Annotated in this window: 7 protein-coding genes; 3 read left to right on the top strand and 4 right to left on the bottom strand. The window is 73.3% G+C overall.

What is annotated here, in order from left to right:
- The 4 genes from MHY49_RS18440 to MHY49_RS18425 all read right to left on the bottom strand — a co-directional run.
- Window positions 1-778, bottom strand: a 778-nt coding sequence (locus MHY49_RS18440) for a Stp1/IreP family PP2C-type Ser/Thr phosphatase (protein WP_239206605.1), incomplete at its 3' end; no start/stop codon positions are given.
- Window positions 775-1,278, bottom strand: a complete 504-nt coding sequence (locus MHY49_RS18435; RefSeq protein WP_200502629.1) for an FHA domain-containing protein — start codon at window positions 1,276-1,278, stop codon at window positions 775-777. The genes MHY49_RS18435 and MHY49_RS18440, both read right to left, overlap by 4 nt.
- A 7-nt stretch (window positions 1,279-1,285) precedes the next feature.
- Entirely contained in the window at window positions 1,286-2,002 is a 717-nt protein-coding gene (locus MHY49_RS19220) for a DUF3662 and FHA domain-containing protein (protein WP_239206603.1), read from the bottom strand.
- Between the two features lie 171 nt (window positions 2,003-2,173).
- A complete protein-coding gene (locus MHY49_RS18425; RefSeq protein WP_200502633.1) occupies window positions 2,174-2,881 on the bottom strand; it encodes a L,D-transpeptidase family protein in 708 nt (235 codons plus the stop codon).
- Between the two features lie 196 nt (window positions 2,882-3,077).
- Here MHY49_RS18425 and MHY49_RS18420 point away from each other — a divergent pair, with 196 nt between their 5' ends.
- From MHY49_RS18420 to MHY49_RS18410, 3 genes are all read left to right on the top strand, one after another.
- Window positions 3,078-3,944, top strand: a complete 867-nt coding sequence (locus tag MHY49_RS18420) for a serine hydrolase domain-containing protein (RefSeq protein ID WP_239206601.1) — start codon at window positions 3,078-3,080, stop codon at window positions 3,942-3,944.
- On the top strand, window positions 3,941-4,795 hold the full coding sequence (locus MHY49_RS18415) for a serine hydrolase domain-containing protein (RefSeq protein ID WP_239206599.1): 855 nt from the start codon (window positions 3,941-3,943) through the stop codon (window positions 4,793-4,795). The genes MHY49_RS18420 and MHY49_RS18415 overlap by 4 nt, the downstream gene beginning before the upstream one ends.
- 81 nt (window positions 4,796-4,876) lie before the next feature.
- Window positions 4,877-8,101, top strand: a complete 3,225-nt coding sequence (locus MHY49_RS18410; protein WP_239206597.1) for an alpha-mannosidase — start codon at window positions 4,877-4,879, stop codon at window positions 8,099-8,101.
- Window positions 8,102-8,207 lie beyond the last annotated feature (106 nt).

Below are 8,207 nucleotides of genomic sequence, written 5' to 3'. Positions count from 1 at the left end.
AGCCCACGATGAGCGGGGTCGTGGAGGGCGCCTCGGCGCTGCGGGGGAGGTCGTCGAGGTCCACGACGTCGGCGATGATGCAGGTGATGTTGTCCGGCCCGCCGCCCTTGAGGGCGAGCTGGATGAGGGCCTCGGCGCACTCGTCGGGATCCTCGATGCCGTCCATCGTGGCGTGGATCGTCTCGAGGGACACCAGCCCCGAGAGGCCGTCGGAGCACAGCATCCAGCGGTCGCCCACGCGGGCCGAGCGCATCGAGAGGTCGAGCTCGGGATCCGCGTCCACGTCGCCGAGCACGCGCATGAGCACCGAGCGCTGCGGGTGGCGTTCGGCCTCCTCGCTGGTCAGCCGGCCCTCGTCCATGAGGCGCTGGACGAACGTGTGGTCCTTGGTGACCTGCACGGTCTCGTCGTCGCGCAGCAGGTAGGCGCGCGAGTCGCCGATGTGGGCGAGCGCGAAGCGGCCCTCCGCGCGCAGCAGCGCGGTGACCGTCGTGCCCATGCCCGCGAGCTGCGGCTCCTCGCGCGCGCGGCGCAGGATCAGCTGGTTGGCCTCGAGGATCGTCTCCTCGAGGCTCGCCACGAGGTCCGAGGCGGGCGTGTCCGTGTCCAGCTGGGCGAGACGGCCCACGGCGATCGACGAGGCGACGTCGCCGCCCGCGTGGCCGCCCATGCCGTCGGCCACCATCAGCAGGTGGCTGCCCGCGTACCCGGAGTCCTGGTTGTTCGAGCGCACCAGGCCGACGTCGGAGCGGGCCGCGTAGCGCAGGGCGATGGTCATCGGGGGCCTCGCCTCAGCTCGATCTCGGTGCGGCCGATCCGCACCTGCGCGCCGGGGCGGAAGGGCACGGCGCCCTCGATCTTCTTCCCCGACAGCAGGGTGCCGTTGGTCGAGCCGAGATCCTCGACCATCCACTCGTCGTCCTGCGGGAAGACGCGCGCATGGCGGTTGGAGGCGTAGTCGTCGTCGAGCACGAGCGTGCACTCGGGCGCGCGCCCGATGAGCACGGGCGTGCGGCCGAGGGTGAGGGTGGTCCCGCGCAGCGGGCCGGCCGTGACCACGAGCGCGGTCGAGATCACCGAGGGGTCGGTGCGCAGCGAGGCGGCCTGGGCGGGATCGGCCGACGGGCGCTGCTCGCGCCGCGGGTCCGGCTTCGTGCCGCGGTTCACGACCGTGGTGCCGAAGAGGTCGTTGCGCAGGATCAGCAGCACCGCGACGACGAAGAGCCAGAGCCCCAGCACCAGCGCGACGCGCAGGACGAGGATCGTCAGTTCGCTCATGCGGCGCTCACCAGGTCGCCGACGTCGGCGCGGGCGAGGGCAGGATCACGGTGAGCCGGGTGCGGCCGATCCGGATCGACGAGCGGTCCTGCAGGGTCACGGGCGTGCGGATGCGCTCGCCGTCGACGAAGGTGCCGTTGGTCGACCCCAGGTCGGTGGCCATGAGGGAGGCGCCGTCGGCCCGCAGCTCGAGGTGGTGGCGGGAGACGCCGGTGTCGTCGAGGATGATGTCCGCGTCGCCGCCGCGGCCGATCACCGTGACCGGGCCCGTCAGCAGGTACTGCTGGTCGTCGATCTCCACGATCGGGTGGCCGGGGCCGGCGGCCTGCTCGGCGCCCGTGGCCGGTGCCACCGTGCCGCGCTCCGTGCGCGACTCGGTCTCGAAGCGCCCGGGCCGCACCTCGTCGTCCACCTCGAGGGAGACGCTCACGCCGCCCACGAACACATAGCGGTTCTTCTCCGCGTGCTCGAGGATCACGCGCTCCATCTCCTCGAGCAGCGTCTCCTCCCACGAGGAGAAGCGCTCATGATCCGCCGAGTTCAGGTAGATCGTGAAGACGTTCGGGGCGATGGTGCGCGTGCGATCGAGGACCTGGATCTGGTCGTCGCACTCGCGCTTGAGCCCCTGGGCGAGGTCGAGCGGCTTGAGCTGCCCGCGGCCGGACGTGAAGACGCTCGTGACGCCGCGGTCCAGTCCGCGCTCGATCCGATCCAAGATCCCCACGGTCGATCCTCCGCTGTCGAGACGGTGTGGTGCTGGTCGATCGTATCGTGCCATCACCGTGCGACTGCGGTCAGACGGAGGGGAGGTCGGGGACGAGGTGTGCAGGTCGTGTGGAGGCGCACCTCGTCCCCGCCCTCCGCCCCCGTTCTCCGAGGGGCGGCCAGGGGCGTCTCAGTGCACGAGCACCCGGCGCCCCTTCTTCATCCAGCCGCCCTTCCAGAGCATGTCGGTCGCGGCCACCGAGAGGCGGCTGCAGCCGTGGGAGGCAGGGTAGGGCGGGATCGAGGTGGCGCCGTGGATGGCCCAGCCGCGGTCGTAGTAGCCCGGCCGGTACAGCCTGCCCAGCGGGGCCGTCTGCCAGCCGCTCGTGGGGAAGCTGTACATCGTGAAGTCCCCGCTCGGCGTGGTCGCGGTCTTCCAGCGTCCGCCCGAGTAGTACTTCTTCCCCGAGGCGGTCGAGGTGTTGAGGATGTACTTCAGCCTGCCGCCGCTGATGCAGTAGAGCAGCTGCTTCTTCTTGTCGACCTCGAAGGCGGTGCCCGAGGTGATGCGCGGCGTCGGGCGGGTGCCCTTCTTCAGCGCGGCGCGGGACTTCGCCCCGAAGACGCCGTCCTTGGCGAGGCCCGCGGCCTTCTGCAGCGCGTACACCGCCTGGGTGGTGGTGGCGCCGAAGCTGCCGTCGGCGCTGCCGCACCAGTAGCCGCGTGCGGCGAGGTCCTTCTGCATGGTCTTCACGGCGCTCCCGCGATCGCCCGGATGCAGCACCGGGTCCTTCGCGGAGGCGGGGGACGTGCCCAGGGCCAGGGAGCCGGCGAGCACGGGCGCGCCGACGAGCAGGGCCCGTCGGGTGGGCGCGGGAGGGGTGGCGAGGCGGGTCATCTGTCTCTCTCCTTGTAAGAGACGGCGCGGGGGGCCACCGTGGGTGCGATGTCGCGATTTGCGCGACATGTCCGATGGGCGGACGCGCCACAGCCTGCCATAGGTCAAGAGAAAGTAAAAGAGGCGTCAAGAAAGTGGTGTCCGACGTGGGAGGGAGTGCATGGGGGAGCGGGCGCGCGTGTGGGAACCTGGGGCCGTGGACGACCTCCTCGCACCTTTCTCCTTCCCCTGCGCCCTGGGCGTCGCGGGCACCGGCGGCACTCTTCTGACCGCGGGCGACGTCGCGCGCGTGCACCCGCTCGCGAGCGTCTCGAAGCCGATCGCCGCGCTCGGCGCGCTGATCGCCGTCGACCGCTCCCTGCTCGACCTCGAGGCACCCGTCGGCCTGGACGAGACGCGGGGAGCGCTGGCGGGCGGAGCGGACGCCGAGGTCCCCGAGGGCGCCACGATCCGCCACCTGCTCGCGCACACCGCCGGCTTCGCCTTCGACACCGGCGCCCTGCTCGCCGCGCCCGGCTCCCGCCGCATCTACTCCAACACCGGCTTCGAGGTGCTCGGCCGGGCCCTCGAGCAGGCGACCGGCACGGACCTCGAGACCTGGCTCGAGGACGAGGTCTGCGGACCGCTCGGCCTGCGCGACCTCGAGGCCTCGGGGTCGCCGGCCGCGGGCTTCCGCGCGAGCGTCCAGGACCTCCTGCTCATCGGACGCGAGATGCTCGCCCCCACCCTCCTCGACCCCGCGCTCTGGCGCGAGGCGACGAGCGTGCAGTTCCCCGGCCTGCCCGGGGTGCTGCCCGGGTACGGGCGCCAGAAGCACAACGACTGGGGGCTCGGCCTCGAGATCCGCGACGGCAAGAGCCCGCACTGGACGGGGGAGCGCAGCGGGCCCGCGAGCTTCGGCCACTTCGGCCAGTCCGGCTCCTTCCTGCTCCTGGACCCCGACCGCGGCCTCGCCCTCGCCTTCCTCGGCGACGAGCCCTTCGGCCCCTCCCACGTCGAGCACTGGCCCGGCCTGATCGACGCCGTGCTCGCGCGGCACGACGCGGGGGAGCCGGGCGCGTGAGCGGAGGCCCAGCGTCCGGGCGGACCCCGGGGGCCGACGGCCTCGGCGCGCTCGACGCGTTCGGCTTCGAGGCCGCTGCGGTCGTGCTCGGCCCCGAGGGCGTGCGCGCGAGCGCGGGCGACCTCGGGAAGGTGCGCCCCCTGCGCTCGGTGAGCAAGACGCTCACCGGGTTCGCGTGCGCGATCGCCATCGAGCGCGGCGCGGTCGCGCTGACGGACCCCGTCGGCCCCGAGGGGTCGACCCTGCGGCATCTGCTCTGCCACGCCTCCGGCCTCTTCTACGAGTCCGATCGCGTGCTGCAGGAGCCGGGGAAGCGGCGCCACTACTCCAACCGCGGGATCGACGTGGCCGCGCTGCACGTCGCGCGCGCCGTCGGCCGGGACTTCGAGGACTGGGTCGCGGACGAGATCGCCGAGCCGCTGGGCATGGAGCGCCTGAGCTGGGACGGCCCGCCGTCCGTGGGTGCCTTCGCCCCGCTCGTCGACCTCTCCCTCCTCGCGCTCGAGCTGCTGCGGCCGACGCTCCTGGGCTCCGAGGTGTTCGCGCAGATGACCACGCCGCAGATGCCCGAGCTGGTCGGCATCATGCCCGGCTTCGGCAAGCAGGACCCCAACCCCTTCGGGCTGGGGTTCGAGGTGCGCGGCACGAAGAGCCCCCACTGGACCGGGACGACGAGCAGCCCCGAGACCTTCGGGCACTTCGGCATGCTCGGCACCGCCGTGTGGGTCGACCCGGTCGCCGATCTCGCCGCCGTCATCGGCACCGACCACGAGTTCTGCGACAGCCATCGCGAGCTGCTCCCGCGCCTGAGCGACGAGATCCTCGCGCGCTGGTCCCCGCCCACCCGCTGACACCGCCTTCCGGATAGTCTCGGAGGGACCCTCGTCCTCCGACCGCCGCGACGTCCGCGCCCCGTGAAGGAGTCCTCGCACATGCACGACGACACCCGCCTCACCGAGGAGCGGATCCGCCGCTTCGTCCGCGACCACCTCGAGGGCGGAGGCCGACGCGAGCAGGTGCCGGTCAGCATCCGCGCCCACGCGCTGCCCGGGGAGCCGGTCCCTCCCGCCGAGGCGATCGCGGCGCTGCCCGAGTACGTCCCGATCGAGGTGGGCCAGAGCTGGGGGCGCGCCTGGTCGACCCTCTGGCTGCACGTCACCGGCTCCGTGCCCGGGGAGTGGAACCGGCCCGAGGACGTGTGCGAGCTCGTCGTCGACCTCGACTTCACCGGCGGCCCCGGCTTCCAGTCCGAGGCGCTCGTCTTCACCCCGCAGGCCGAGCCCGTCAAGGCCATCAACCCGCTGAACGCGTTCATGACCCTCGCGCCCGGCCAGCGCCTCGACCACTACCTCGAGTGCGCGGCGACCCCCGACGTCGCGGGCGGCTGGACCTTCGCGCCCACCGACCTCGGCGATCCCGCGACCCTCCCCGAGCGCGACCTCTACACGATCCGCGCCCTCCACGTGCAGCGCAGCGACCGGCGCATCCGCGCGCTCGCCGAGGACGTGCGCGCGCTCGACGGCCTCATGCACGAGCTGCCGGAGACCAGCCCCCGTCGGGCCGAGATCCTGCGCGCCCTCGAAGCGGCGCTCGACGCCGCCGACCCCGACGACCTGCCGGGCACGGCCGACGCCGCGCGCGAGGCGCTGCGCCCCGCCCTCGAGCGGCCCGCGCACTCCTCGGCGCTCACCGTGATGGCCACCGGCCACGCCCACATCGACTCGGCCTGGCTGTGGCCCGTGCGCGAGACCATCCGCAAGTGCGCCCGCACCTTCTCCAACGCGATCGCGCTCATGGACGCCGAGCCGGACTTCACCTTCTCCGTCTCCTCCGCCCAGCAGTACCTGTGGATGAAGGAGCACTACCCGAGCCTGTTCGAGCGGATCCGCGAGAAGGTCGCCGAGGGCCGCTTCGTGCCCGTGGGCGGCATGTGGGTCGAGTCCGACACCAACATGCCCGGGAGCGAGGCGATGGCCCGGCAGTTCGTGGCCGGCAAGCGGTTCTTCCTCGAGGAGTTCGGCGTCGAGACCACGCAGACCTGGCTGCCCGACTCCTTCGGCTACTCGGCGGCGCTCCCGCAGATCGCCTCGCTCGCCGGGCAGCGGGACTTCCTCACCCAGAAGGTCTCCTGGAACCAGACGAACACCTTCCCGCACCACACCTTCCTGTGGGAGGCCCTGGACGGGACGAGCGTCTTCACGCACTTCCCCCCGGCCGACACCTACAACGGGACCCTCGAGCCCTCCGAGCTCGCGTTCCTCGAGCGCAACTTCAAGGAGAAGGGCCGCTCCGACGTCGCCATCGACCTCTTCGGCTTCGGCGACGGGGGCGGCGGGCCCTCGCGGGAGATGATCGAGGCCGGGCGCCGCGCGGCCGACCTCGAGGGCTCCCCGAAGGTCGAGTTCGCGAGCCCCGAGGAGTTCTTCTCCCGTGCCCGCGAGAGCTACCCGAGCCCGCCGGTCTGGGCCGGGGAGCTCTACCTCGAGCTGCATCGCGGGACGTACAGCGCGCAGCTGGCCACCAAGCAGGGCAACCGGCGCACCGAGGCGGCCCTGCACCAGGCCGAGCACCTCGCGACCCTCGCCGCCGTGCGCGCGGGAGCCCCCTATCCGCACGACGCGCTCGAGGGCATGTGGCACGACGCCCTGCTGCTGCAGTTCCACGACATCCTGCCCGGCTCCGCGATCGCCTGGGTGCACCGCGACGCCGAGCGCAACCACGCCTCGATCCAGGCGCGGGCCGAGCAGGTGGCCCTCGATGCGCTCGCGGCGCTCGCCGGGGCCGCCGGGACGATCGGCGCCGACGGCAGCGACGGTGCCGACGGCACTGACGGCGCCGACGGGGCGGGCGAGGATCGCGCCGGGGACGAGATCCTGCTGAACACGGCGCCCGTCACCTCCCGCCGCGGCATCGCGCCCTACTCCGCGGGCCGCCCCGTGCAGGAGACCGAGGGCGTGGCCCTCGTGCGCCGCGGCGAGCGGATCGCCCTGGACAACGGCCTGGTCCGGGCCATCCTCGACGAGCGCGGGGAGATCGTCTCCCTCATCGACAGCGCGAGCGGCCGCGAGACCATCGCCCCGGGCGACTCCGGCGCCCGCCTGCAGCTGCACCGCGACACCCCCAACGCGTGGGACGCCTGGGACATCGACGCCTTCTACCGGCACGTGGTGCGGGACCTCGACCGTCCCCTGGCCGTCGAGGTCGACGAGATCGCCGGGGGCGCCCGCGTCACCTACCGGTACACGACCACCGCGCCCGAGGACGCGTCGGGAGGCGTGACCGGCGAGGGCAGCGAGATCGTGAAGATCTTCGAGCTGCGCCCCGGCGACCGCGCCCTGCACCTCACGATCGACCTGGACTGGCGCGAGCACCGCAAGGCGCTCAAGCTCGGCTTCGGCCTGGACCTGCGCGCCCCGGTGATGAGCAGCGAGATCCAGTTCGGGCACGTGGACCGCCCGATCCCCGTGAACACCTCCTGGGACTCCGCGCGCTTCGAGACCTGCGCCCACCGCTTCGTGCACGTCGCCGAGGGCGCGCGCGGCGTCGCGCTGGCCAACGACTCGACCTACGGACACGACGTGCTGCGCACCGTCCGCGAGGCCGACGGCGGCACCACCACGACCGTGCGGGCCACCCTGGTGCGGTCCCCGCAGTTCCCCGATCCCGGCGCCGACCACGGCGCCTACTCCCTGCGCTTCGCCCTGCGCCCCGGCGCCGACATGCTCGACGCGATCACGGAGGGCTACCGCGCCAACCTCCCCGAGCGCTGGGTCCCCGCGGCGGTCGCCCGGGCCGCCGCGCCGCTCGCCCGCATCGAGGGCGCGCCCGGCGTGCTCATCGAGACCGTGAAGCTCGCCGAGGACCGCTCCGGCGACCTCGTGCTGCGCGTCTACGAGTCCCTCGGCGAGCGGGCCCGGGCCGCTCTCGTGCTCGATGTCCCCGGAGCGGACGGGGCAGCGGGGTCGAGCGCAGCAGGGACGAGGAGGGCGGACGTCACTGCCATCGACCTCCTCGAGCGGCCCTTCGGGGCCGACGCCCCCGCGCACCTCGCCCCGCTCGTCCGCGACGCCTCGGACGAGGATCCCGAGCCCGGCGCGGGCATCCCCCTCGACCTGCGCCCCTTCGAGATCCGCACCCTCCGGGTGGCCCGCGCATGACCGGCACCCCAGCTCCCTCGCGCGCGTGAACGAGCGGCTGCGCGCCCTCGCCCGCGCCCAGTCGGAGGACATCGCGGCCTCGCTCGCGGCCTCCGGCGTCGTGGTG

The organism is Brachybacterium sp. ACRRE, from assembly GCF_022346485.1.
GTDB classification, from domain to species: domain Bacteria; phylum Actinomycetota; class Actinomycetes; order Actinomycetales; family Dermabacteraceae; genus Brachybacterium; species Brachybacterium halotolerans.
This window is presented reverse-complemented; position numbering and strand designations above follow the sequence as displayed.

Coding starts and splice junctions, on each gene's coding strand:
- MHY49_RS18435 (WP_200502629.1), bottom strand. CDS start 1,278: ATGAGCGAACTGACGATCCTCGTCCTGCGCGTCGCGCTGGTGCTGGGG.
- MHY49_RS18425 (WP_200502633.1), bottom strand. CDS start 2,881: ATGACCCGCCTCGCCACCCCTCCCGCGCCCACCCGACGGGCCCTGCTC.
- MHY49_RS18410 (WP_239206597.1), top strand. CDS start 4,877: ATGCACGACGACACCCGCCTCACCGAGGAGCGGATCCGCCGCTTCGTC.